We start from the raw sequence: 20,804 nt of genomic DNA, 5'->3' as shown, positions 1-20,804 counted from the left end.
CAGGGATTATGTCGCAGCGAGGCACGTTCCATCGGCCCGAATGTGATTTACGTCACAGTGAAGCCGCTGAACAGGAGCAGCGCCAGCCCGAGCGCGAGCACCAGGTTGAGCACCGCGGCGGAGGCGAACACGGCGACCGGCCGCCAGCCGGCCTCCCGGAGCGAGCCGACCTTGAACTCCAGGCCGATGCTGACGAAGGCCAGGATCAGGAACCACACCCGCAGGTCGTTGGCGACCGCGATGACCTCCTTGCCCTCGGCACTGGAGACCGTGCCGAGATACCAGGTGGCGATCACCGAGGCGGCCACGAACCCGAGCACGAACTTCGGGAACCGCGTCCAGAACTCCCCGACCCCCGGCGCCTTGGCGCCCGGCGTCCGCTCGACCCTGAACGCGAACCACGCGGTCAGCGCGATCACCACGATCCCGATCAGCGCGTTCTGGGTCACCTTCACGATCGACGCGACGGCGAGGGCGTCCTCACTGACGAGGGCGCCGGCCGCGGTGACGGCGGCGGTGGTGTCGATGTTGCCGCCGATCCAGGCCCCGGCGACCTCGTCGGTCAGCCCGAACACCGAGGCCAGCCACGGCACCAGGAAGATCGACGGCAGCGCGAACGCGATCACCAGGCTGGCCGTGTAGGCGAGCTGCTCCTTCCGTGCCTGTACGGCTCCCGCCGCCGCGATGGCCGCGCTCACCCCGCAGATCGACACGGCGGCCGACAACAGCGCGCGCAGCTTGTCGTCGAGCCCGAGCCGCCCCGCGAGCCACCAGGTGAAGAGGAACACGCTGGTGATGAGCAGGATGCCCTGGATGATGGCCGGTCCGGCGGCCGTGACGATCACCTTGAGGTTGATGGACGCCCCGAGCAGCACGAGCCCGGTCTTGATGAAGAACTCGGTACGGAAGCCGCCTTCGAGCCGCTCCCGCCATCCGGTGGCGGTGAGGACGGCGTTGCCGATGAGCCCGAGGACGATGGCGTAGACGGGATATTCGATGGCCTTGGCGACGTCGCCCTCGAACCAGGCGGGGACGTTCTTCTCCAGGAACCGGGTGGCCGCGCCGAGCACCAGCACGACGACGACGCCGAGGACGACGTAGAGCACGGGGCTCCGGGTCTCGGCCTGGGACTGGGGCCGGGTCTCGGTCATGGGATCAGCCCCGGCGGGATGACGCCGACGATGACGAGCACGAGCAGGACGAGTCCGATGACGGTGGCCGCCCAGTCCTCGTTGAACTGGGTCCGGCTCTCCTGCCGAGTGGGGGGTTCGGTCATACATTTCATACTAAACATATAGGAATTATCGGTAAAGTGACCGGAGTATCGTGACCGCGTGTTCTTCGGCATCACCGACATATGGACCTATGTCATCGGCGCGTTCCTGATCGTCCTCCTCCCCGGCCCGAACTCCCTGTTCGTGCTCTCCACCGCCGCCCAGCGCGGCGTCCGCGACGCCTACCGCGCGGCGGCCGGCGTCTTCATCGGCGACTCGGTGCTCATGTTCGCCTCGGCGGCGGGCGCCGCGTCCCTGCTCATGTCGAACGAGCTGGTCTTCACGATCGTGAAGTACGCGGGCGCGGCCTACCTGGCCTACATCGGGCTCTCGATGATCTGGGGCGCGTGGCGGGCCCGCGCCGTGACGGGCGAGGTCGAGACGCCCGCGCTCTCCCCGGACCCCTTCCGGAAAGCGCTGGTCATCAGCCTGCTGAACCCGAAGGCGATCCTGTTCTTCGTGTCGTTCTTCATCCAGTTCGTGGATCACACGTACGCGGCGCCGGCGCTGTCGTTCCTGATCCTGGGGGCCATCCTGCAGGTGTTCTCGGTGCTCTACCTGTCGGCGCTGATCTTCGGCGGGACGTTCCTGGCCGGGCAGTTCCGGCAGCGGAAGGTGCTGTCGGCGGGGCTGACGACGGCTGTGGGCGCGGTGTTCGTGGGGTTCGGGGCGAAGCTGGCGACGACGAGCCTCTAGACCGGCTCGCCGGTCACCTCCCAGACCGTCGTGACCTCGCCGCAGGCGGCGGCGTCGTCCTTGACCGCCTCCAGCCGGGCGTCGAACTCGGTGACGAACCACGTCCCGGTCCCTGGGTCGAAGGCGGCCCGGGTCGGGGTGAAGGTGAACCGCCAGCGGTAGTCGTCGCCGTTGTCGGCCCCGTCGCAGCTGAAGTCGCCGGCGCGGGGCACGCCCGCGGCCTCGCCGTCGACGACCGCGACCTGCTTGCGGCCGGACCAGTCGTGCGACACGCACAGGCCGCCGTCGCACGGCTCGACGGTGACCGGCTTCGTCGGCCGGCACTCCGTCAGGCCCTCGCACCGCGTGTTCGCCAGCTCGAACACGACCTTCTCGCGGACGAGCGCGCCGGCCAGGGTGGAGGCGGAGACGACCCCCTGGGTCTCGTACACCTCGATCGTGTCGCGCAGCGCGGCCACCTTGGCGCGGGCGACCAGCGTCTGGGCGACGACGAGGACGGCCAGCACGCAGACGAGCGCGACGAGCGCACGGCCGCGCGTCATGCCAGCGACACGAGCACGAGCCCGGCCAGGGCCAGGGCGACGATCGCGGCCACGACCGGCACCAGCCAGGCCGGCGGCACGGGCCGGGGCACGGCGGGCGGGGGCGGCGGCGCGGCCGGCTCGATCGTGGTGGCCGTCGGGATCCGCGGGATGCGGAGTTCCCGGGTGTCGTCGGCGGCGGGCTCGGCCCAGAAGGCGGTCCGGGGGTCGAAGGTGACCCGCTCGTGGGTGGCGACCGGGATCCACCGCCCGTCCATCGAGACGCCCCGGTGGTGCCAGTGCAGCGCGCCGGTCCCCTCGGCCGCCAGCCGGTGGCAGCGGTCGGAGGCCGCCGCCGAGGTGAAGCAGAGCAGCACGAGTTCGCTCTCGGCGCTCACCTCGAACCCGATGCCGCCCGGCCAGGGGAAGCTGCGCGGCCGGTCGGGGCCGTCCATGGCCACCCAGGCGCCGCGCAGTTCCCCCGCGCCGAACTCCGCCGAGCGGCTCAGCGCCCGGACGTAGTCGTCGTCGGACGGCCAGGCGACCAGGTCAGCTGGCATAGATGACCCGCCCCGGGGACTCGATCCCGTGCACGCTCGACCACGCCCGCACGCACGCCAGCACCTGGCCGGGCCGTTCCGGGTAGTGGATGGCGATGTCGTGGCGGGTCAGGTCGTCGACCGAGCGGTAGCGGCCGGGCGGGAACTTGACCGTCCCGGCGCCCGAGTCGAGCGCGGCGTCGGACAGGGCGTCGTTGCAGGCCACCCGCCACTCCCCCCACCACGAGTCCTCCGGCGCGGGCGGCAGGTGCACCACCGAGCACAGCGCCTCGTGCAGGCGGACCACCGACTCCAGCCACGGACCCGAGTGCCTCCGCTGACCGGCGACCTCCTCCAGGCGGCTGTTCAGATGGCCCACGTAGCCGGTCCGGGCGGCCGGTTCGGCCAGGCCGCGCAGGCCGGAGAACTCCAGCGCCTGGAGACAGTGGTGCAGCCCGGGGTCGAGCCCGGCCAGCACCGGCACCATCGCCGCGAACGCCGCCATCTCGGCCGGGACCGGGCCGGTGGTCTTCGGCGCGCCGCCGACCGCCACCGCCAGGCCGGGCGCGACCGCGCGGCCGTCGACCTTCAGCGCCGGGATCAGCCGTTCGTCCTTGGGCCCGTGCAGGGTGACCGCCGCCCCGGGCCTGCCGAGCTTGGCCCCCGACCGGACGGCGGCCTCCTCTGCGGCCCGGCGCACCAGGTCGGCCTCGCGCCGCGACAGGCGCAGCGCGTTGAGGTGGACGGCGGTCCACAGCGCGCCCTCGTCGTGCGAGGGCGAGGTGGACCCCGGCGCCAGCCGCTCGGCCAGGTCGAGCAGGGCGTCGCGCAGCGGGCTGGCGGCCGTCACGACCGCGACCGGCTGCTCCGGCGCCGGCGCGGCCAGCACGGCGTCGAGGTCGGCGGCCAGTTCGGCCGTTCCCGGGCCGGCCGGGAGGTCGGCCAGCGCCGTGCGCAGCCCGGCCAGGAAGCCCCGCGTCAGGGCGGCGGGCGCGGTCCCGCCCTGGACCAGGACCGCGCGCAGCGTCTCCTCCAGCGCCATCAGTGACTGCCGGTGAACGGGTTGAGCTTCTCGTCGACGTCGGGGTCGCCCGGGATCATCGCCACGCTGAACACCGACCCGGGGTCGGCGACGACGTCGGCCGGAGACCGCGCCTCACGGAAGCGCACGTAGCCGGGCTCGACGGTCAGCCGCCCCTCGGAGTCGAGCACGGGCACCATGTCGGCGCCGAGCAGCCCCGCCTTGGGGGCGCGTACGGACTCGCCGATCTGCGTCAGGGCGTCGGGCCGACCCGGCTCCGGGGTGTAGAAGGTCCAGAGGCCGTCGCCGGGCACGTCCTTGGGCAGCGGCCGGCCGATCAGACCGGCGGCGTGGCGGCCGTTGTCGGTGAGCAGGCGCTCGGTCAGCACCGTCCCGGCCGCGAAGATCGGCTGCGGGGCGGAGGCCAGGCCGCCCGCCGTGTACGGGTTGACCACGATGTCCCGCTGGAGCACGAAGCGGCCCGCCTCGTCCTTGGCCACCAGGCCGCGGGTCGCCGGGGCGGAGCCGAAGCGGGGGGCGTACACGGGGCCGGACTGGTGGCAGAAGTGGGCGGTGACCAGCTCCCGCTCGTTCACCTCGAACGTCACCTGGACCTGCCGGTACCAGGCGGCCTGCTGCTCGGCCGGCACCCGCCCCTTGAGCAGGTCGTGCATGCTCAGGTGGCTCCACAGGCTGCGCTCCTCCTCGACCGCGAACGGCTGGCGGTAGATCGCCATGTTCTGCGGCACCGGGATCCAGTCGCCGTAGCGGCGGCGGCCCTCGATGTCGCCGTCGACCTGGATGCGGTCGAACCGCTCACCGACCTGGAAGATCGGGAACAGCTGCCCGCCGGTGGCGTCGAAGACCAGCGTGTTGGGGAGCGCGTGGAACAGGTTGTCCACGTCGATGTAGAGCTCGGTCAGGCCGCGCCGCACCCGCTGGGTGGCGTGGGAGGCGCTGGCGTAGCCCTTCTGCCGTACGTGTTCGGCCCAGCAGGCGCCGATGGAGGTGCCGGTCTTGGCGAAGACGGGGTCGTACACGACGTCGAGGGGGTTCCAGTTCACGTGGTCGCCGGCCTGCGCGAAGGTCTCCAGGAGGACCCGGCGCACCTGGGGCAGCGCCGACGTGCCGCCGGAGATGATGACCTTGTCGAGGACGTCGGGCACGCCCCTCTTGTCGCGGCCCAGCCGCCGTTTGACCACGCTGAGCGCGATGGCGAAGGCGTCCCTGACCACCTCTTCGATGATCCGGTTGATCTCCTCCTGCTTGACGACCACCTCGGCGGGCTCGGTGATGTCACGGGCGCGGCCCTCCAGCTGGAGCAGCTCGGGCACCCGGCGCACGACGTAGTCGCCCTCCTGGGTGGACTGCTGGCGTTTGGCCAGGTCGGCCTGGCTCCACAGCCGCCGGAATCGCTCCTCGGCGGCGTGCCGGTCACCCGCCGCGCTCGCCCAGCGGGTCGGCACCACCTTCTCGATCAGGTCGGCCCTGCGCTGCTCGGCGTCGGAGTCGGCGGCGGGGGCCAGCAGCGAGCCGGGGACGTAGACGCCGCCGGTCAGGTAGCCCGGGTACTCCTCGCGCACCAGCCGGGGTGAGCGGATCAGCACCGCGTCGGCCAGCAGCGCCTTCAGGTGCTTGAAGACGCCCAGCGTGATGCGGTCGCCGCCGAGCTGGGCCCGGCCCGCCTTCGCCAGCACGGCGGGACGCAGCGCGTAGTAGCGGCCCTGGACCCGCTCGTCGCGGCCCGTACCGTAGACGGTCTGGTCGAGCAGGGTGATGCCGAGCAGCGCGATGTCGGTGGTGCCGCCGCCGATGTCGACGACCAGGATGTTGCGGTGCCACTGCTTGTCGCCCACCCGGCGGGTGTGCGCCCGGAACGCCTCGATGCCGACCGCCTGGTCGCCGGCGAAGTCGCGCATCAGGTAGAACATCGCGGCGGCGGTCGCCTCGTCGTAGGCGGTCACGACCTGGCGCATGCCGATGCGGTGGGCCAGCCGTTCGACGTCCTGGCGGGTGCGGGGCGGGGAGACCGTCGGATAGGTCACGACCGCGTGGGTGATCGGCTTGGTCGACACCTCGTCGGGGTGCTCCTGGCAGTACTTGGCGACCTTCTCGGTCAGCAGGCCCGACCAGGCGGCGGCGATCACGTCGTCGGGCGTCACCGGGTGGCCCGCCGGCAGGCCCGGCAGCGACCGGGAGGAGCCGATGAACTGCTTGAGGCTGCGCTGCGACCGGACCTCCGGCGCCAGCGGCTCGGCCGATCCGCCCGACCGGTGCCCGTCGGCCGCCATGCTGACGGTCAGCGGGTCGAGCCCGTGGACGGCGATCTCGCTGTCGATCGTCTCCTCCCCCGCGTGCAGCGGGATCCGGATCATCCGCTGCTCCCGGATCGGCGGCACGTCGAAGGCCGCGCGGTAGAGACCCTGCAGCGCCTGCGACACGATCGGCTGCCGTACCTGGGCGGCCTGGCGCTCCATCGTCAGCAGCAGCCGGTAGAGCCCCGCGCCGCTGGTGGAGGTGTCGTTGTCGAGGACGGCCCTGGCGGCCTGGAGCGGGTCGGCGGTCCCCCCGGCGGTCGCCAGGGTACTCCCGGTGGCGGCCAGGAAGCGCTGCCAGCTCTGGCCGTCGAGCCCGAACCCGGGATGCCCGTCGAAGCGCAGGGTCAGCTCCCGGCGCAGCACCTCCCGCTGGGAGGGCGGGAAGCCGATCAGGGCGTGCTGGCGGCGCTGGTCGAACAGGGTGATCGAGGTCGTGCTGGTGCCGTAGTCCAAGGCGATCCAGCCGCTGTTGCCGTCGAGGTCGGGGCTGGACTCGGAACTGACGGTGACGCGGCTCTCTGCCATGCGGCGGTTCCCGCCCTCGTACTCGTAGGTGATGGTCCAGGTGAAGACGACCGGTTCGGCCGGCGCGTCCGAGGGCTCGGCCGACACCGGTCCGAGCAGCCGCCACGAGCTGCCGCCCCGCACGCTCAGGCCGCCCGGCGGCACCTGCGGCGTCCAGCGGGTGGCGAGCGCCCCGGCGGGTTCGACGGTGATCGCCCTGATCACGGCGTCCCGTTCCGGGACGACGATCGGGAGGGGCAGCGGTCCGGGCACCCGGACGTCGGTCACCCGGCCGCCGTCGGGGCCGGCGAGGTAGAGCTCCATCTACGCGCCCTTCTTCCAGTCGGCGAACCGGGAGAACCCGAGGTTCACGCCGCCGCTGGGGTAGGCGGCGCGGAGTTTGCGCAGCTCCTCCAGCAGCGGGGTGCCCTTGGCCTGCGCGGGGCGGCGGACGACGTCGGCGCGGATCTGCTCCAGGATGTCCTCCAGGGTCTCCAGGCCCGATCTGATCTGGGCGTCGGCCAGCGGGCGCAGCGCGTCGAGCCACCCGCGGACCACCATGTCGGCGGCGTCGACGACCTGCTGCCGGAGCCTGATCACGTGGACGGGGTGCAGCTGGTGCACGAACCAGGCGTCCTCGGCCGGGCGGTCGTCATGAGGGATCGACCAGGCGAACCGGTGGGGGCGGCGCATCGGGAAGGCGTGCTCGACGCCCCCGGTGTCGGGCCGGGGGAGGTCGCCGGCGGCGTTGGTCAGGATCCCGCGCCACTCGGCGGGCCGGATCAGCGCGGCCAGCGTCTCGCGCTCCTGCTCGGGGAGGTCGACGGCGGCGAGCCGGCGGCGCAGGTCGTCGGTCACGAGGGACTGGGCCTTGGCCAGCACCGCCTGCTCCCAGCGGACCAGCGCCAGGTTCCGGGAGGCCGCGTACACCTCGTGGCAGACCGTGGTGAAGGGGCCGACGAACTCCTCGGTCGACTCGGGGCCGGCCCGCAGCTCGGTGCCGGTGGCGGTGGACATGATCCCCCACCACTGGGGCCAGGCGAAGACGCGGGCGATGAGGTCGGCGCGGATCTCGTCCATCAGAGAGGGGTTGCCGCCGCCGAGGGTCTCGGCGAGCAGCGGCGGCAGGTCGGCCTTGAGGCTGCTCAGCACGGTCTTGACCTGGTTCACCAGGTTCTCGGTCTCCGCGCCGGCCGAGGCGAAGACGGTCCGGGAGGCCTGGTCGAGCGCCGCCTCCAGGTCGCCTTCGGCCAGGTCGAGGGCGGCGCGCTCCTTCACGACCCGGCTGTGGCGGGCGGTGAGGCCGTAGCCGGCCAGCCGGTCGGACAGCCGGTCGAGGACCAGCTCCTTGCCGCCGTCGCGGGCGGTCTCGGTCAGCATGGTCCGCAGCCGGCTCGACTGCGGCAGCCCCGCGGCGACCGCTCCGGCGGCGTCGACGACCCTGACCGCCTCCCCGACCCGGTTGTCCAGCGACCCCGAGAGACCCATGTGGTCGAGGGCCACCAGCCCTGAGTAGAAGAAGGGGTCGTCGTCAGGGTTGAGCCTCCCGGCGGTGTCGAGCAGCTTGCGCAGGGTCGGCACCTGGTCGAGCACCTCGTCGTCAGACTGCGCCTGGCGCAGCGCCGGGGTCTCGAACCGCCTGATGTCCTGGACGTCGCTGAGGTTGCCCACCCCCACCAGCACCCGCCCGCGCCGGTCGGTGGGATAGACCTCGCGTAACAGCGAGGTGAGCTCGTCGGAGGCCATGCCGTCGGGGTTGCCGCCCTTGAGCAGGGCGATCACGGTGTCCATGTCGGGCAGCAGCGTCTTGGTGAGGGTCAGGTCGCGCTCGCCGGAGATGTCGTTGAGGAAGCCCGGGAAGTCGTAGACCACCATGCGGTCCTTGGAGACCTCGTGGTTCCACGACGCGTCGCCGAGCAGCCGGTCGAGGTCGAGCACCTCGGGGGCGACCTCGACGGTCACCGCGATGTGGTCGACGATCCAGAACGGGTCGGGCTCGGAGACCGGCCGCCTCTCGGAGATCAGCAGCAGGTCCTTCGCCTCGGCCTCGGTGATGCCCGGCCGCGCGCCGAGACGGCTCCCGAACTCCCGGACGGCCAGCGCGATGGCCACGAGCTGGGCCGACAGGCGGCGGACCTGGTTGGGGGCCTGGGCCGCGTGGGTCTGGTGCCAGCGCAGCAGCGTACGGCCGTCGCCGTCGCGGGCGGCGGCCTCCCAGACGGCCTGCTCGAACCCGGCGGCGGCCGGGCCCGACAGGGCGCGACCGGCGGTGTGCAGCTCCTGGCCGATCGACTCCCGGCGCTGGGCGACGGCGGTCTCGGTGAGGTAGCTCGCCTGCCTGCCGGTGATGATCGTGCGGGTGCCGGAACGTCCCTGGCGCACCCAGTAGGCGGTGACGTTGCCCGTCGTGGGCTGGTCGCCGATGAGCAGGCCCTCCAGCCCGAGCAGCGAGGCGATGAACATCGTCTTGCCGGCGCTGAACTCGCCGAGCACGCCGAGCTGGTAGGGACGCCGGGTGGCGTCGAGGAGCCGGCCCGCCTGGTCGCGGGTGCGGGCGACGGCCGGCCCCAGCTCGTCGGGCAGATCGGGGTTCTCCAGCAGCCGCCGGATCCCGGCCGCGTACTCCTCCGCCGTGCGGATGTCCTGTCTCATGTGCTCGACCGTCACGTAGCCCCTCCTGGAACGCTCTTCACGTTCGGACTGTAGCTACGTCAACCCCAGCGGACCAGATGCTTCCATCACATCAGGGACAAACCTGGAACGACCCTAGTAAAGGCAACTACAAGAGCTGAGAACGGCCTGTTATCCAGATGGTTAGATCCCTCTAACTCGGACATCTCCCCTTAGGGGGTAGCCCCGACCACCCCTAAGGGTCGAGTAACGTAACGGATCGGCCACGGCCTCCCAAACGGGTTTTCATACACCACCCCATGGGTAGGCGCGGAAGCTTTAGCGTCGGTGCTCCGACGCCTGAAGGAGCAGCATGACCCACCCTCAGTTCGCCCTCCCCCGGCTGACCGCCCTGCTCAAGACGGCGATCCCCCGGTTGCTCGAAGGGGTGGTCGCTCCACTCGCCGTGTTCTACACGGCCTTCGCGCTGCTCGGGCTCGACGGCGGGCTGATCGCGGCCGTCTCCTGGGTCTACATCGGGGTCGCCTACCGGCTGGTCCGGCGGCGGCCGGTGCCCGGGACCATGGTGCTGGCGGCCATCGCGATCACGGTGCGGGCGCTCCTGGGGTGGTGGACGGGCGACGCGGTGGTCTACTTCATCCAGCCCGAGCTGGGCACGATCTGCATCGCGCTGGCCTTCCTGGCCTCCGTACGGCTGAACAAGCCGCTGGTCCAGCGGCTCACGCTCGACTACATCCACCTGCCGCAGTTCGTGCTCAAGCACGAGCGGATGCGGCAGTTCTTCGCGCGGATCACCCTGCTGTGGGCGTTCGTGCTGATGTGCAACTCGGCGGTGAGCATCTGGCTGCTGCTGCACAACAACGTCTCGACCTACCTGCTGGTGCGGACCTCGGCGGTGGCCGTGATCACCGGGGTGGCGTTCGCGGGGTCGGTGTGGGCGTTCAAGCGGGTGCTGAGCCGGATGCACGCCGAGCCCGCCGCTTGACCTGAGCCCCTGCGGGCAGGGGTTCGGGCATGAGCACTCTGACCCGGTATCGCTGGCCCGGACTCCTCGTGTTCGCGCTGGTCGTGGCGCTGGTCGCGGTGACCGGCGGGCTCGCGGCCTCGAACGCGGGCGCCGTCTACACCCAGCTCGACCTGCCCTCGTGGGCGCCGCCGCAGTGGCTCTTCGGCCCGGTCTGGACGGTCCTCTACGCGATGATCGCGATCTCCGGCTGGCTGGTCTGGGAGGCCTGCGGACTCGATCGCTCCTTCGTCCCTTATGTCGTCCAGCTCGTTCTCAACGCCCTCTGGACGCCGCTCTTCTTCGGCGCCGGGCTCTACGGGGCCGCGTTCGTCGACATCGCGCTGCTGTGGGTGGCGATCGTGGTCAATATCGTCGTGTTCCTGCGCAGGCGCCGGGTCGCGGGGTGGCTGCTGGTGCCCTATCTGCTCTGGGTGACCTTCGCCGCCGCGCTCAACCTGTCGATCTGGACGGCGAACTAGCCGAACGTCTCGTCTCGGGCCGCGTCGAGGGCCAGCAGGGTGGCCCCGAGCAGCACCGGGTTGTCGGCGACCGTGCTCGCCGTGACCTCCACGGGGACCGGGCAGATCGCCTCGACGGCGCGCTGGACGCGTACCGAGAGCTCCGAACCTCCCTGGTGGCCCACGCCGCCGCCCAGCACCACCAGGCCCGGGTCGACGACCTCGACGATCGCCGCGACGCCCAGCGCGACCCGGTCGGCCAGCGCGTCGAGAGGGGCCTCGGAGACGAGGTCGTGCAGGTCGCCGCCGCGCAGCGGCAGGAAGCCGACCTCGCCCGCCGCGCCCGAGACGCCCCGGCGCAGCTTGTGGTCGAGGACCAGCGCGCCGCCCGTGCCCGAGTCGAGCCAGAGCAGGGCGAAGTCGGCGCGGCCCACGGCCGCCCCGGCGCGGTGCTCGGCGATGGCGGCCAGGTTGACCTCGTTCTCGATCACCACGCGGGCGCCCAGTTCGCGCTGTTCGGCGTGGCCGTCGCGGGAGCCGTGGCCGGGGGCGCCGACGACCACCGTGTGCAGCGGGCCGCGCGCCACGGCGCGGACGGCCGCCACGATGCCGGGCCGGCCCGGCAGCTCCACCTCGCCGACCGTCTCGCCCGCCAGGTCGGCGCACACGGCGCTCACGTGATCGGGGCGCACGTCGACGCCCACCACGTGGGCCCGCGCCGCCGCGACCCGCCAGAGGCGGGCGTTGGGGCCGCGCCGGTCGGCGCCGGTCTCGCCGGCCGGTTCGATCAACCGGGCGTCGTGCAGCCGTTCGACCAGGTCGGAGACCGACGGGCGGGACAATCCGGTCAGTTCGCGCAGCTGCGGGGCGGTCAGGGGGCCCATCTCGACCAGCAGGTCGAGCGCCATCCGGTCGTTGATCGCCCGTGCGGTGCGGGGGGTCGCCTTAATCATCAGGAAGCCTAACTGTTAATTTGATCGTACCCTCGAAATACGGAGTACGACATGCGTCGCGCGATCTCACTGGTCTTCCTGTGCCACGGAATGGTGGCGGGAAGCTGGTCCACGCGCATCCCCTGGATCCAGGAGCACCTGGGTCTGTCGGCCACCACCCTCGGTCTCGTCCTGCTGGCCACGGCGGGCGGCTCGGTCGCCGGCCTGCTCGCCGCCGGTCCCCTGTTAGCCCGATTCGGGGCGCGGGACGCCACCGCGATCCTCGTCCCGATCTACTGCCTGACGCTCGGGCTGCCCGCGCTGGCTCCCAGTGTCCCCGTTCTCTGCCTGGCCCTCGTCCTCTACGGGGCGGCGGCCGGGACCTCCAACGTCGCCGTCAACGCCGAGGCCTCGGGCATCGAGAAGGCCGCCGGGCGGCCGATCATGACCCGGCTGCACGGCATGTGGTCGGTCGGCATGCTGCTCGGCGCCGGTCTCGGCGCCCTCGCCGCCTCCTTCGACGTCGTGGCGCCGCTCCACCTGGGCGCCGTCGCGGTCGTGACGGCGGGCGGCGCCCTGCTCGCCGCCCGGTCTCTGCCGGTACGCCCCTCCGCGCCCGCTCCCGAACGGCGGCTCGGCCTGCCGTCCCGGTCGGTGATCGTGATCGGGCTGGTGGCCTTCTGCTCCTCCTTCGCCGAGAGCTCCGTGGTCAACTGGTCGGGCATCTACGTCCGGGACGTGACCGGGGCCGACGCCGTCGCGGCGGCGCTGGCCTACGTCGCCTTCGCCTGCACCTCGGCGTTCGCGCGGCTGGGCTCGGTCGCGGTGATCGTCCGGCTCGGGATCGTGCGGACGGTCCGGGCCGGGGCGCTGACCGGGCTCGCCGGCGGCCTGCTGGCCGTGTTCGCGCCGGTGACCTGGGTGGCGGCCCTCGGGTTCGCGCTCATCGGGCTCGGGCTGGCCACCGTCGTGCCGCAGTCGTTCAGCGCCGCCGCCGACGCCGCGCCCACCCCCGGGGAGGGCGTCTCGGGGATCGCCATGATGACCCTGTTCGCCGGGCTCGGCGGGCCCACCCTCTTCGGGGTGGTCGCCGACGCCTTCTCCCCCCGCGTGTCGTTCCTGCTGGTCACCGCGGCCGTCGCGGCCATCGCCCTGGCGGCGCCGGTGCTGCGTCCACGAGTATCGGCACCTGTCCCCGTCCCGGCGTGAAAGGAAAGCTCTTGTCTCTCGGAACCGCTCTCGTCACCGGTGCCAGCCGCGGGCTGGGCGCCGTCATCGCCGAACGGCTCGCCGCCGACGGGTGGCACGTCGTGCTGAACTACGCCCACGACACGGCCGGGGCCACCGCGGTCGCCGACCGCGTCCGCGCCCGGGGCCACTCGATCGAGATCTCCCGCTTCGACGTCACCTCGGAGGAGCAGGTGGCCGAGGCGCTGGCCGCCGCCGGGCCGTTCGCGGTCGTGGTCAACAACGCCACCGGCCCGCAGCCGGAGATCCCCGTCGAGGACCTGACCTGGGACGACCACCTCGACCAGCTCAAGTTCTTCGTCAAGGCGCCGCTGCTGATCCTCCAGGCGGTGCTGCCCGCCATGAAGGCCGCCGGGACCGGCCGGATCGTCAACATCGGCAGCGAGGTCGCCGACCTGGGCAACCCCGAGTTCAGCCAGTACGTCGCCGCCAAGATGGCCATGCACGGCCTGACCAGGTCGTGGGCCCGCGCCCTCGGCCCTCACGGGATCACGGTCAACACCGTCGAGCCCGGCTGGATCCCGGTCGAGCGCCACGCCTCCGTCGCGGCCGAGAACTACGAGTCGTACCGGAACAGCCTGGCGCTCCCCCACATGGGCACGCCCGCCGACGTGGCCGACACGGTGGCCTTCTTCGCCTCCGACGCCTCCCGGTTCGTCACCGGGCAGCGGATCGCCGTCAACGGCGGCAAGACCATGAGCTGATCGCGGCATTCGCCCGGGGTCGCCCCAGGGATGACCGGTCGGCATCTCAGGGGCGATCCCGGATGGATCTCCCACCCGTTTGAACCAGGCTGCGGTTAGCAGTCAGGCACGACAGCGGAAATCTCCCACGAGTTCCCGAACCGGACGCCATATCGCGGCGTTCCGGCCACCGTGCCATGGCTTCATCCAGGGGAGAGGAGTCCGCACCATGACCATGCTCGCGGCAGCGCCGTCGGCGGCCGTAGCCCTAGTCGGTTCGCTCTTCTTCGCCCTCGGCGCCGCCCTCCAGCAGCACGTCGCGGCCACCGGCAACGAGCCCCGCCTGCGGGTGCTGCTGCGCCGGCCGCGCTGGCTGCTCGGCGGCGCGGTGATCGCCGCGGGCGGACTCCTGCACGTCTACGCGCTGAGCATCGGTCCGCTGACGATCGTGCAGCCCATGGGTGTGGCCAGTCTGCTGTTCGCGCTCCCCATCGCCGCCGCCCTGCACGGACGCAGGACGTCCAGGAGCGAGCTGGCGGCCGGAGCGATGGTCGCGATCGGCCTGATCGCGCTGGTCCTGATGGTTCCGGTGCCGAGCCGGCCGCCGAGCATGACCGGCGCCGAGGTCACCCTGATGCTGGGTCTGGCGGGCGCCGCCGCCCTCGTCTGCCTGGCCGCCGCCACCCGCATCGGCCCGCCGGGGCGCACCGCCCTGCTGGCCGTCTCCGCCGGGATCATGTACGGCGCCGCGTCCACCCTGATGCGGGTCATCGCCGACGGCTGGCCCGGCCAGCTGTGGTTCCTCCTGGCCCTCCCGATCCCCCTGGTCGGGGCGCTGATGCTGCTCCAGAAGGCGTACGCGATCGGGCACTTCGGAGTGGCCTTCGCGGCGTTGCAGGTCGCCGACCCGGTGACCGCGGTCTCCTTCGGCGCGCTCCTGCTCGGTGAACCCCTGCCCGCCAACGGGCTGGCCGCAACGGCGGCCGCGGCCCTCGCGGCGGCCGGAACGGTCGCGCTCGCCAGAACCACTCCCCTGTCGAAAAGGTGAACGGAGCCCCCATGAGCCTCACCCTCGCCGAGGCGTCCGTCGCGCACTCGCGCCCCCGCCGGGTGCTGATCGCGACCGACACCTACCCGCCGGACGTCAACGGCGCCGCCTACTTCTCCCACCGCCTGGCCTCGGGCCTGGCGGCCCGGGGCACGGAGGTCCACGTCGTGTGCAGCTCCGACGACGGCCCCCCGGTCACCGACGTGATCGAGGGCGTGCTGGTGCACCGGCTCCGGTCGGCCCGCCTGCTGGTCCACCCGACGATGCGGTTCACCGTCCCGGCCGGGCTCGGCCGCACGATGGACCGGCTGGTGCGGCGGATCGCGCCCGACGTCGTGCACACCCAGGGCCACTTCGTGGTCGGCCGGTCGGCTGTGGCCGCCGCTCAGCGGGCCGGGCTGCCCGTGGTGGCCACCAACCACTTCATGCCGGACAACCTCTTCCAGTTCACCGGGGTCCCCACCCGGCTGCGCCGCCGGGTCGGCGAGCTGGCCTGGAAGGACCTGAACCGGATCTTCGAGCGGGCCGACCACGTCACCACCCCGACCCCGCTGGCCGCCGACCTGCTGTCGGCCAAGGGCCTGCGCAAGAAGGTCGAGCCGGTGTCGTGCGGCATCGACCTGTCGCGGTTCCGCCCGCAGCCGCAGGCCTGGGCCCGCCGCCGGTTCGGCGTGCCGGAGCGTCCGACGATCCTGTTCGTCGGCCGCCTCGACGAGGAGAAGCACCTCGAAGAGATCGTGCTGGCGCTGCCGAAGCTGCTCAACGACCTCGACTGCCAGGCCGTCTTCGTCGGCCAGGGCAATCGCCGCGAGGCGCTGGAGAAGCTGGCCCACCGGGTCGGCGCCGGCGACCACGTGAGGTTCCTCGGCTTCGTCGAGGACGCCGACCTGCCCCAGGCGTACGCCGTCGCCGACGTGTTCTGCATGCCCGGCACGGCCGAACTGCAGAGCATCGCCACCCTGGAGGCGATGGCGAGCGGCCTGCCGGTCGTCGCGGCCAACGCGATGGCGCTGCCGCACCTGGTCGAGGGCAACGGCCACCTCTACACGCCCGGGGACGTCTCGGAGCTGGCCCGGCACCTCAAGACCATCCTCACCCGGCCCGAGGAACGCGCCGCGATGTCGAAGGCGAGCCTCACCCTGGCCGCGACCCACACGCACGAGCAGTCGCTGGCCCGTTTCGAGTCGATCTACGGGGAACTCGTGCACCGCGCACCCATATCCGCTGTCCACTGAACCGGGGGACCAATGATCCTGATGGCCACGGCGGGCCCGGCGACGGCCCTGCTCCTGATGCTGGGCCTGCACCTCTTCTTCGCCGACCTGATCAACCCGATGACCGGCCTGCTGAGCGACTACGCCGTCACCGACACCACGACCGAGACCGTCTTCGCCCTCGGCATGATGGCCCTGGCGGCCGGCTGCGTGGCCACCGCCTGGAGCCTGACCGAGCCGAACCCGTCGCGCACGGCGGCGACCCGGGTGCTGCTGATCGTGGCGGCGGCCGGGCTGGTCCTGGCCACCATCTTCCCGACCGACCTGTCGGCCGACGTGACCACCCTGGGCGGCGAGATCCACCGCTGGTCGACGGCGGTGGTCTTCACCTCGCTGCCGGTGGCCGGCTGGATCCTGACGCGGCGGGGGCCGCTCGGTGCCGTCGGCCTGCTGGCCCGGCTGAGCGGGGTGTTCCTGGTCGCCTACCTGCTGAGCCACCCGACGTCGCCGGTCTCGGCGCTGGTCGGTGGGGAGGCCTACTTCGGCCTGCTGGAGCGGATCGTGGTCGTCCTGGAGATCCTGCTCGTGATCGCCCTGGCGAACCTGGGCAAGGCCGGGCAGCGGGCGGCCGCCCCGGCGACGCGGCCGGAGCACGCGCTGAACGGCTGACCCTCTCACCGCCTCTTCGCCACCGAAGGGGCGGTGAATTTATTTCCGCCACAAAAACCATCAACTCCGGCATTACGCGATCGAAATCAACCGAATTCCCAAATTCGACACGACGGCGATGGATACTCCCGTCCATGGGAAGCGCGTCGAATGCCGGCCGGATCACGGCCGCTGCCTGCGGGATCGCGGTGGCCGCGACCTGGGCGTACGCAGATCCGGACTTATCCGGAAAATATCTCGGACCGGCCAGCCTATTCGCCGGATTCGTCGCTTTGACCCTTTTGGTCATCAGCCTTCGCGGCACTCCGCGGCTCATGCCCTTCGCCATCGCGGGATTCGCGCTGATGACCGCCGGGCTCGTCATCTCCCTCGTACGGCAGACCTGGTTCGCTCCCCCGATCGCCGCCGTGACCCGGGCGCCGCTCGCGGTCAACTACGGGATGGTGCACATCACCCGGCCCGTCGACGGCGGGTTCAGCCCGACCTGCACGACCGTCACCGGCACCGCCATCCCGCCCGGCGCCGGGAAACTGTGGCTGGTCGTGGGCGGGGTCGTCGTCCACGAGATGACCACCGACGACGACGGCGGCTGGCACGTGCCGGTCCGCGTCGGGATCGACGACCCGCGCGACGCCGACCGCGAGTACGACATCCAGGTCTACTGGGTACCCGACGGGAGCCGGCCGCCGGCGATCCCGGCGCAGGGGCGGATCCTCGACGAGATCACCGTCGTCAAGGACCCGGCCAAGCTGGCCTGCGCCTCCCCAGAGCCGACAAACGCTAACACTCCGGGGTAAAGGAATCCCAAGAATGGCCTGATCACGCCTCAAAATCGGCTAATGTCCGGTCATGTTCGAGGCTCGTATCCAGACCGTCGCCGGGACCGTCCCGGTCAGTTCCGTCGAAGGCCCGGTGCTCCCCTGGGAGACTCTGCGGGCCGACACCCGATGGGGTGTCGGGGTCGAGTCCGATCCCGAGCGGTGGCTGGACGAAGAGGGCCACGTCACCGCCGAGCTGACCCGCCTCAACCGGGAGTTCGGCCTGTCCCTGATCGTCGACCACACCGGTCTCGGCATGGGACGCGACACGACCGCCCTCACCCGCATGGCGGCGGGCTCCCGGGTCGGGATCGTCGCCGCCACCGGCTTCGGGCCCGAGCCGTTCGCCGGAGAGCTGATCAAGCCCGCCGGGGTCGACGACCTCACCGGCGACCTGCTGCGGGAGATCGGCGTCGGGCTCGACGGGACCTCCGCGCGGCCCGGCGTCATCGTCGCCTCGGCCCACGACGAGACGCCCACCCCTGCCGAGGAGCGGGCGACGGTGGCCGCCGCCCGCGCGTCGCTGCGGACCGACCTGCCCATCGCGGCGTCGGGCCTGGCGCTGCTGGAGACGCTGCTGCACCACCGGGTGCCGCCGCAGCGGGTCAACGTCAGGACCGCCGACCCGCTGGCCCAGCGCAAGATCTGCGAGACCGGCGCCTACGTCACCGTCACCTGCCCCGACGACGTGTTCACGCTGCTCGACGCCGGGCACGGCGAGCGGGTGCTGTTCACCTCGGGGGTCTCCCGGCGCGACGAACTGTGCCCCTACGGCGGCGAGGGCTACGCGAAGCTGTTCGACGTCGAGGGCGTGCCCGACCTGGTCACCCGTGTGAACCCCGTGCGGTGGCTGGCAGGTGGACGCTGAGGAACTCGCCCACGGCCTGGACCGCCTGGGTGACGTAGGGCTCGGTGTCGTAGAGGTCGACGTGCTGTTTGGCGTCGAGCCAGACGAGCTTCCTCGGTTCCGACAGGCGGGCGTGCACCTCGTGGGCGCCCTCGGGCGCACAGTAGGCGTCGACCACGCCGTGCACCAGTAGCCCCGGTTTGGGCGACAGGAAGTCGGCGCCCATCATGTTGTCCATCGTGATCAGCTCGCGCAACGAGGCCCTCGTCACCTCGTTGACCCAGCCGGGGGTCTCGCCGCGGGCGGTGCCGTAGTACTGGAACGGCTCGTCGCCGGCCATCGCGGCGTCGGGGCCGCCGACCGCCGGGACGTATTCGGGCCGGGCCCCGAGGTCCTGCCGCTCCAACGCCTCGGTGAACGACTTCAGGGCGCCGGGCCACCAGTCGCCGGTCCGCATCGTGTAGGGGCTGTTGTAGCCGCCCGCGATGCCGACGAACACCCGGACGCGGGGGTCGAAGGCGGCGAACTTCAGCGCGTAGCCGCCGCCCAGGCAGATGCCGACCGCGCCGATCGCGTCCGATCGCACCTCGGGACGCGACCGCACGTAGCTCACGGCGGCGCGCAGGTCCTCCAGCTTGCCCTGCGGGTCTTCGTGCCGCCGGGGCTGGCCGTCGGACTCACCCCAGTTGCGGTGGTCGAAGGCCAGCGTGACGTAGCCGAGGTCGGTGAGGCGGGCGGCGTACAGGCCGGTGACCTGTTCTTTCACCCCGGTGAAGGGGCCGGTGAAGACGAGCGCCGGGTGGGGACCCGGGCCCGTGGGCACCCTCAGCTCGCCGGCGAGCCGGAGGGTGCCTGCGGTGAACTCGACTCTCATTCCCTCAGTGTTGACGTAAAGATCTCATGAGTCGAATCCCAGCCCGAGCCGGTCGAGAGTGCGCAGCCACGCGTTGCGGCGCCCGCCGTTCGCGTCGGCGCGGGCCAGCGACCACCGGGTCAGCTGGATCACCCCCGACCTGACGGGTTCGGGCGGGAACGGCACCGGCTTCTGGCGGACCATGTGGAGCCGCGTCCGCTCGGTGTCCCGCCCGTCGAGGAGGTCGAGCATGACGTTGGCGCCGAAGCGGGTGGCCGCCACCCCGAGGCCGGTGTAGCCGACCGCGTAGGCGAGGCGGGTGCCGTAGCCGGTGCCGAAGAACGCCGAGAAGCGGCTGCACGTGTCGATCACGCCGCCCCACTTGTGGGAGAACCGCACGTCCTCCAGCTGGGGGAAGGTCTCGTAGAAGTGCTCGGCCAGCGTGTGGAAGGTGGTGTCGCGCTGGTCGTAGGTCGGGCGGACCCGGCCGCCGTTGTAGTAGACGGCGTCGTAGCCGCCCCACAGGATGCTGTTGTCGTCGGTCAGCCGGTAGTAGTGGAACTGGTTGGCCGAGTCGCCCATGCCCTGCCGGTTGCGCCAGCCGATCGAGTCGAGCTGCGCCTCGGTGAGCGGCTCGGTCATCAGGGCGTAGTCGTAGACGGGGACGACGTAGTACTTGAGCCGCCGCAGCAGGGGCGAGAACACGCCGGTGCCGAGGGCCACCCGGCGGGCACGGACGGTGCCGTACATCGACTTGAGCTGCAGCGACGGGCCGAGCGAGGAGATCTCGCGGACCGGCGAGTGCTCGTACATGCGGACCCCGAGCTTCAGGCACGCCTGGCGCAGGCCCCAGGCGAGCCGGGCGGGGTCGATCATGGCGCACTCGCCGCGTTCCCAGACGCCGGCGATGTAGGTCGGGGAGTTGACCTCGGCCCGCACCTCGTCCTGGTCGAGGTACTGGATGTCCATCCCGAGCTCGCGGCCGATCGTGTGGATCTCGCGCATCTCGTCGATCTGCCACTGCTCGGTGGCGACGTTCATCTCGCCGGTCCGCTCGAAGGAGCAGTCGATGCCGTAGCGCTTGATCGTCTCTTCGATCTCGTTGAAGTTCTCGATGCCCATCCGGTGCAGGTCGGCGATCTCGTAGGGCCAGCGCTCCAGCCCGTTGCCCAGCCCGTGGGTCAGGCTCGCGTGGCAGAAGCCGCCGTTGCGGCCGGTCGCCGCCCAGCCGACCGTCTGGCCCTCCAGCAGGACGACGTCGCGCCGGGGGTCGCGCTCCTTGGCCAGCAGGGCCGTCCACAGCCCGGAGAATCCGCCGCCGACGATGGCCAGGTCGGCGGTGGTGTGGCCGAACAGACGCGGCAGCGTCTCCGGCTCGTGGGGGTCTTCGTGCAGCCAGTACGGCTTGCGCTCGGCATCGGCCAGCGCGCGTCGGGGATCCATCAGAAATCTCCGATTTGACCGGCATTATTACATGAGAGGGGAATTGGGAAGGTAAGGGCCGTCAAGGCCACGGAATGCAGA

20 protein-coding genes are annotated in these 20,804 nt (G+C 71.8%); 10 read left to right on the top strand and 10 right to left on the bottom strand.

Annotated features, from left to right (window positions below; genetic code table 11):
- Window positions 1–47 precede the first annotated feature (47 nt).
- Entirely contained in the window at window positions 48–1,151 is a 1,104-nt protein-coding gene (locus FDA94_RS33445; RefSeq protein WP_137251067.1) for a YeiH family protein, read from the bottom strand.
- On the bottom strand, window positions 1,148–1,276 hold the full coding sequence (locus tag FDA94_RS41255) for a hypothetical protein (protein ID WP_269750632.1): 129 nt from the start codon (window positions 1,274–1,276) through the stop codon (window positions 1,148–1,150). The genes FDA94_RS33445 and FDA94_RS41255 overlap by 4 nt, the downstream gene beginning before the upstream one ends.
- A 58-nt stretch (window positions 1,277–1,334) precedes the next feature.
- Here FDA94_RS41255 and leuE point away from each other — a divergent pair, with 58 nt between their 5' ends.
- A complete protein-coding gene (gene leuE / locus FDA94_RS33440) occupies window positions 1,335–1,970 on the top strand; it encodes a leucine efflux protein LeuE (RefSeq protein WP_137251066.1) in 636 nt (211 codons plus the stop codon).
- Here leuE and FDA94_RS33435 read toward each other — a convergent pair.
- From FDA94_RS33435 to FDA94_RS33415, 5 genes are read right to left on the bottom strand one after another with little or no spacing between them, the layout of a single operon-like run.
- Window positions 1,967–2,512, bottom strand: coding sequence for a hypothetical protein (locus FDA94_RS33435; protein ID WP_137251065.1), 546 nt, complete (start codon window positions 2,510–2,512; stop codon window positions 1,967–1,969). The genes leuE and FDA94_RS33435 overlap by 4 nt on opposite strands.
- Window positions 2,509–3,051, bottom strand: a complete 543-nt coding sequence (locus tag FDA94_RS33430; protein ID WP_137251064.1) for a hypothetical protein — start codon at window positions 3,049–3,051, stop codon at window positions 2,509–2,511. Before FDA94_RS33430 ends, FDA94_RS33435 begins: the two co-directional genes overlap by 4 nt.
- Entirely contained in the window at window positions 3,041–4,072 is a 1,032-nt protein-coding gene (locus tag FDA94_RS33425) for a hypothetical protein (RefSeq protein WP_137251063.1), read from the bottom strand. Before FDA94_RS33425 ends, FDA94_RS33430 begins: the two co-directional genes overlap by 11 nt.
- Window positions 4,072–7,197: an Hsp70 family protein gene (locus tag FDA94_RS33420; protein ID WP_137251062.1), complete on the bottom strand. Its 3,126-nt coding sequence runs from the start codon at window positions 7,195–7,197 to the stop codon at window positions 4,072–4,074. The genes FDA94_RS33425 and FDA94_RS33420 overlap by 1 nt, the downstream gene beginning before the upstream one ends.
- A complete protein-coding gene (locus tag FDA94_RS33415) occupies window positions 7,198–9,525 on the bottom strand; it encodes a hypothetical protein (RefSeq protein ID WP_170991238.1) in 2,328 nt (775 codons plus the stop codon).
- 331 nt (window positions 9,526–9,856) lie between these two features.
- On the opposite strand from FDA94_RS33415, the gene FDA94_RS33410 reads away from it, so the two are divergent.
- Together FDA94_RS33410 and FDA94_RS33405 are read left to right on the top strand one after the other, a co-directional pair.
- Window positions 9,857–10,489 (top strand): VC0807 family protein, encoded by a 633-nt coding sequence (locus FDA94_RS33410; protein ID WP_137251060.1) that lies wholly within the window; start codon window positions 9,857–9,859, stop codon window positions 10,487–10,489.
- A 29-nt stretch (window positions 10,490–10,518) separates the two neighbouring features.
- Complete coding sequence (locus FDA94_RS33405; RefSeq protein WP_137251059.1) at window positions 10,519–10,989, top strand: TspO/MBR family protein; 471 nt, start codon at window positions 10,519–10,521, stop codon at window positions 10,987–10,989.
- On the opposite strand, the gene FDA94_RS33400 is transcribed toward FDA94_RS33405, so the two are convergent.
- Window positions 10,986–11,921, bottom strand: coding sequence for an ROK family transcriptional regulator (locus tag FDA94_RS33400; protein WP_212735620.1), 936 nt, complete (start codon window positions 11,919–11,921; stop codon window positions 10,986–10,988). The genes FDA94_RS33405 and FDA94_RS33400 overlap by 4 nt on opposite strands.
- 51 nt (window positions 11,922–11,972) lie before the next feature.
- Here FDA94_RS33400 and FDA94_RS33395 point away from each other — a divergent pair, with 51 nt between their 5' ends.
- The 7 genes from FDA94_RS33395 to FDA94_RS33365 all read left to right on the top strand — a co-directional run bounded on the left by FDA94_RS33395 (window position 11,973) and on the right by FDA94_RS33365 (window position 18,448).
- The gene (locus FDA94_RS33395; RefSeq protein WP_137251058.1) at window positions 11,973–13,109 is read left to right on the top strand and encodes an MFS transporter; all 1,137 of its coding nucleotides are present in this window, start codon (window positions 11,973–11,975) and stop codon (window positions 13,107–13,109) included.
- An 11-nt stretch (window positions 13,110–13,120) separates the two neighbouring features.
- Window positions 13,121–13,852, top strand: coding sequence for an SDR family oxidoreductase (locus FDA94_RS33390; protein WP_137251057.1), 732 nt, complete (start codon window positions 13,121–13,123; stop codon window positions 13,850–13,852).
- Window positions 13,853–14,060: 208 nt separating this feature from the next.
- Window positions 14,061–14,879, top strand: coding sequence for a DMT family transporter (locus tag FDA94_RS33385; RefSeq protein ID WP_137251056.1), 819 nt, complete (start codon window positions 14,061–14,063; stop codon window positions 14,877–14,879).
- Between the two features lie 11 nt (window positions 14,880–14,890).
- The gene (locus FDA94_RS33380) at window positions 14,891–16,114 is read left to right on the top strand and encodes a glycosyltransferase (RefSeq protein WP_137251055.1); all 1,224 of its coding nucleotides are present in this window, start codon (window positions 14,891–14,893) and stop codon (window positions 16,112–16,114) included.
- 12 nt (window positions 16,115–16,126) lie between these two features.
- A complete protein-coding gene (locus FDA94_RS33375) occupies window positions 16,127–16,762 on the top strand; it encodes a DUF998 domain-containing protein (RefSeq protein WP_137251054.1) in 636 nt (211 codons plus the stop codon).
- Between the two features lie 314 nt (window positions 16,763–17,076).
- Complete coding sequence (locus tag FDA94_RS33370; RefSeq protein WP_137251053.1) at window positions 17,077–17,559, top strand: hypothetical protein; 483 nt, start codon at window positions 17,077–17,079, stop codon at window positions 17,557–17,559.
- A gap of 52 nt (window positions 17,560–17,611) precedes the next feature.
- On the top strand, window positions 17,612–18,448 hold the full coding sequence (locus tag FDA94_RS33365; protein WP_137251052.1) for a phosphotriesterase family protein: 837 nt from the start codon (window positions 17,612–17,614) through the stop codon (window positions 18,446–18,448).
- Here the strand turns inward: FDA94_RS33365 and FDA94_RS33360 are convergent.
- Together FDA94_RS33360 and FDA94_RS33355 are read right to left on the bottom strand one after the other, a co-directional pair.
- A complete protein-coding gene (locus tag FDA94_RS33360; protein ID WP_137251051.1) occupies window positions 18,405–19,301 on the bottom strand; it encodes an alpha/beta hydrolase in 897 nt (298 codons plus the stop codon). The two genes, FDA94_RS33365 and FDA94_RS33360, sit on opposite strands and share 44 nt — an antisense overlap.
- A 24-nt stretch (window positions 19,302–19,325) precedes the next feature.
- Complete coding sequence (locus FDA94_RS33355) at window positions 19,326–20,723, bottom strand: NAD(P)/FAD-dependent oxidoreductase (RefSeq protein WP_137251050.1); 1,398 nt, start codon at window positions 20,721–20,723, stop codon at window positions 19,326–19,328.
- Window positions 20,724–20,804: the final 81 nt, after the last annotated feature.

This window comes from Herbidospora galbida, from assembly GCF_005233835.1.
Taxonomy (GTDB): domain Bacteria; phylum Actinomycetota; class Actinomycetes; order Streptosporangiales; family Streptosporangiaceae; genus Herbidospora; species Herbidospora galbida.
The sequence above is the reverse complement of the archived record's forward strand: the minus strand, read 5'-3'. Positions and strand labels throughout refer to the sequence as shown.

What these genes read in the sequence shown, in the direction of transcription:
- FDA94_RS33445 (WP_137251067.1), bottom strand. Translation starts at nt 1,151, where the DNA reads ATGACCGAGACCCGGCCCCAGTCCCAGGCCGAGACCCGGAGCCCCGTG.
- FDA94_RS41255 (WP_269750632.1), bottom strand. Translation starts at nt 1,276, where the DNA reads ATGACCGAACCCCCCACTCGGCAGGAGAGCCGGACCCAGTTCAACGAG.
- FDA94_RS33435 (WP_137251065.1), bottom strand. Translation starts at nt 2,512, where the DNA reads ATGACGCGCGGCCGTGCGCTCGTCGCGCTCGTCTGCGTGCTGGCCGTC.
- FDA94_RS33430 (WP_137251064.1), bottom strand. Translation starts at nt 3,051, where the DNA reads ATGCCAGCTGACCTGGTCGCCTGGCCGTCCGACGACGACTACGTCCGG.
- FDA94_RS33425 (WP_137251063.1), bottom strand. Translation starts at nt 4,072, where the DNA reads ATGGCGCTGGAGGAGACGCTGCGCGCGGTCCTGGTCCAGGGCGGGACC.
- FDA94_RS33420 (WP_137251062.1), bottom strand. Translation starts at nt 7,197, where the DNA reads ATGGAGCTCTACCTCGCCGGCCCCGACGGCGGCCGGGTGACCGACGTC.
- FDA94_RS33415 (WP_170991238.1), bottom strand. Translation starts at nt 9,525, where the DNA reads ATGAGACAGGACATCCGCACGGCGGAGGAGTACGCGGCCGGGATCCGG.
- FDA94_RS33410 (WP_137251060.1), top strand. Translation starts at nt 9,857, where the DNA reads ATGACCCACCCTCAGTTCGCCCTCCCCCGGCTGACCGCCCTGCTCAAG.
- FDA94_RS33405 (WP_137251059.1), top strand. Translation starts at nt 10,519, where the DNA reads ATGAGCACTCTGACCCGGTATCGCTGGCCCGGACTCCTCGTGTTCGCG.
- FDA94_RS33400 (WP_212735620.1), bottom strand. Translation starts at nt 11,921, where the DNA reads ATGATTAAGGCGACCCCCCGCACCGCACGGGCGATCAACGACCGGATG.
- FDA94_RS33395 (WP_137251058.1), top strand. Translation starts at nt 11,973, where the DNA reads ATGCGTCGCGCGATCTCACTGGTCTTCCTGTGCCACGGAATGGTGGCG.
- FDA94_RS33385 (WP_137251056.1), top strand. Translation starts at nt 14,061, where the DNA reads ATGACCATGCTCGCGGCAGCGCCGTCGGCGGCCGTAGCCCTAGTCGGT.
- FDA94_RS33380 (WP_137251055.1), top strand. Translation starts at nt 14,891, where the DNA reads ATGAGCCTCACCCTCGCCGAGGCGTCCGTCGCGCACTCGCGCCCCCGC.
- FDA94_RS33375 (WP_137251054.1), top strand. Translation starts at nt 16,127, where the DNA reads ATGATCCTGATGGCCACGGCGGGCCCGGCGACGGCCCTGCTCCTGATG.
- FDA94_RS33370 (WP_137251053.1), top strand. Translation starts at nt 17,077, where the DNA reads ATGCCCTTCGCCATCGCGGGATTCGCGCTGATGACCGCCGGGCTCGTC.
- FDA94_RS33365 (WP_137251052.1), top strand. Translation starts at nt 17,612, where the DNA reads ATGTTCGAGGCTCGTATCCAGACCGTCGCCGGGACCGTCCCGGTCAGT.
- FDA94_RS33360 (WP_137251051.1), bottom strand. Translation starts at nt 19,301, where the DNA reads ATGAGAGTCGAGTTCACCGCAGGCACCCTCCGGCTCGCCGGCGAGCTG.
- FDA94_RS33355 (WP_137251050.1), bottom strand. Translation starts at nt 20,723, where the DNA reads ATGGATCCCCGACGCGCGCTGGCCGATGCCGAGCGCAAGCCGTACTGG.